Consider the following 2,120-nt stretch of genomic DNA (forward strand, 5'->3'; position numbering starts at 1 on the left):
GGAATCGTTGTGGCTCTAGGAATAGGCACAGCGTTTGTCTCTTCCTACAATTCAAGTGAAGTGAAAGGAAATGGTGAATTAGAAGAATTACATCCTCTAGAAATGAAAAAATTTATGAAAGAAGATGGCACAGGATTTGTGATGTATTCCTACGATGAAGATGACCGAGACATATACATGAATGAGGTAAAAAATGCATTAAAGGAAAATGAGGTAAATGGCAAAGAACTCAACAATAATGATCCTCAATTTGATGGTACAAAAGGTCAAAGTGATTATGGTGTAACTCAAAGAACTGACACTTTAGCTGCTTACAAGAAGGGAGAACTAAAAAAAGAAATTAAGTTTGAGGATTATGATCCATCTCAGTTAGAAACAGAACTTTCTCATTTTATTGAAACATCGAAACAACTGTATTTCGAAGAATAAGAGAGTCACTTTGAAAGGTGGTGGTATCTTGACGATCTCCCAAAAGGAATTAAAGAAGTCCAAAGACCTCGTGGAAAAGTTGCTGAAGGTAAATGGAAACAAGTACAATGACTGGCTACATCAACAACACCAACAGTTTATTGAAGAAAATCAGGATTTAATTCTTCAAGCATTAAGCGCCTTTACAGGTGAAGAAGAGGAGGAGGAGAAAAGCGAACAAAAAGTAGCTGAACCAGTTCCTGTAAGACCACAAAGCATTCCAGTAACACAAAACTAGCGAAAAAGAGGAGTGAAATACATGTTAGATTTATTAAATAGCGTGGATGTGACGCAGTTAACTTCGCATTTAACCCTCGGGGCGGCTGATGGCATGAATGGCCTCATCGAAAGTGGAAAGTCTATTATCAAGTGGATGCAGCGTATTGCAATGGTTGCCGCAGCTCTTGCCTTTTGTGTAGGAGGCTATCACTTAATTTTAGGTGGAGAACGAGGTCGTCATAAATGTATCGCATGGTTTGTTGGTGGTGCAGTTGGGTTAGTGGTTGTCATGGGTGCCTATGCATTAGCTGAAGGTGTTAATACAAATATCCGATTCGGAAGCTAAGAAAGCTATACAGTTGATTGTATAGCTTTTTTCTATGCTCATTTTTAGACGAAAGGAATGGAGGAACATGCTGTCTGTCATGTTTATAAAAAGTGAGACAAAAGAGTTAAAGCCATTTCAAAAGTTATCGATTCCAGAAGCATGCGAAATAACAGAAACAGTAGAAACACAGTATCGACGTACTAGAAAAAAGGCTCATGCTGATTTTTTTATCCTCGATGAAGAAGATCAAGAGGTATATGCAGGAACATTGTCTATTGGATCGGGGTATGCTCGGCATGTAGTCGATCATATTAAGAAAAAGTTAAGCTCTTTAAAAATGGACGATATACAGGAAGCTCGAAAGAGAAGTTTTCTTGAACAATTGGAAAAGGAAGTACCGGACCATCTGAACACAACAGATGGTTCTTTTTCTTTAGAGGAAGAAACAGAGAATCATATGCAAACGACTCAAACACCTGTACTTTCTACTCGTAATCGAAGGCTGATCTATGGGGGAGGGATTTTATCCCTTCTTATCCTTTCAGCAACGTGTTTTTCGACGGTAGCTACTTCTCAAGATCGGGCTGAAACCATTCAAGATTTACAAAAACAAGTCAAACTCGAACAAAAAATAACAGGAACATATGAAAGGGCGCTCTTAGGGGATTCACAAGGGGCTTTAAAAAGGCTTTCTTCTATTGATGAACAAATCCTTACGAAAGAACAGAAAAACGTTTATATGAGCCTTCTCGTCGATCAAAAAAAGTATGAGGAAGCTGTTAAGCTTCAAGGAAACCATCCAGAAGTAGTAGAAAGCATGATTTCAAAGAAGGGAGATGTCCATGCGTTGAAAGAGTTTCAACAAACGTTTCCTTCTCCAAATGGAGCCTTTGATCTCGCCTATCACGAACAACGATGGGAAGATATGATGAGCCAATCAGGAGTAGACATGACCGATAAACGATATGAAATGAAGGCTTATGGCTATCTGAAGCTAGATAAAGTAAAGGAGGCCAAAGAAGCAGCAACACATATTCAAAGCCAAGACTTGAACCAAAAAATAGAAACCTATGAAAAAACGAAAAAAGAAATAGAAGAAACGAAA

4 protein-coding genes are annotated in these 2,120 nt (G+C 38.3%); all 4 read left to right on the top strand.

The window, feature by feature from the left end:
* On the top strand, nucleotides 1–429 hold a 429-nt coding region (locus ACH0CI_RS28115), incomplete at its 5' end, for a hypothetical protein (protein ID WP_406902650.1).
* A 28-nt stretch (nucleotides 430–457) separates the two neighbouring features.
* Complete coding sequence (locus tag ACH0CI_RS28120) at nucleotides 458–706, top strand: hypothetical protein (protein WP_406902651.1); 249 nt, start codon at nucleotides 458–460, stop codon at nucleotides 704–706.
* Between the two features lie 21 nt (nucleotides 707–727).
* Nucleotides 728–1,033, top strand: a complete 306-nt coding sequence (locus ACH0CI_RS28125; RefSeq protein WP_047933325.1) for a hypothetical protein — start codon at nucleotides 728–730, stop codon at nucleotides 1,031–1,033.
* A gap of 67 nt (nucleotides 1,034–1,100) precedes the next feature.
* Nucleotides 1,101–2,120: hypothetical protein (locus ACH0CI_RS28130; protein ID WP_406902652.1), on the top strand; the 1,020-nt coding region annotated here is incomplete at its 3' end.

The sequence above is a fragment of the Priestia sp. 179-F W1.4 NHS genome (assembly GCF_045369295.1).
GTDB classification, from domain to species: Bacteria; Bacillota; Bacilli; order Bacillales; family Bacillaceae_H; genus Priestia; species Priestia zanthoxyli.

Excerpts from the sequence above, each read along its gene's own strand:
- ACH0CI_RS28125 (WP_047933325.1), top strand. The coding sequence starts at position 728 with ATGTTAGATTTATTAAATAGCGTGGATGTGACGCAGTTAACTTCGCAT.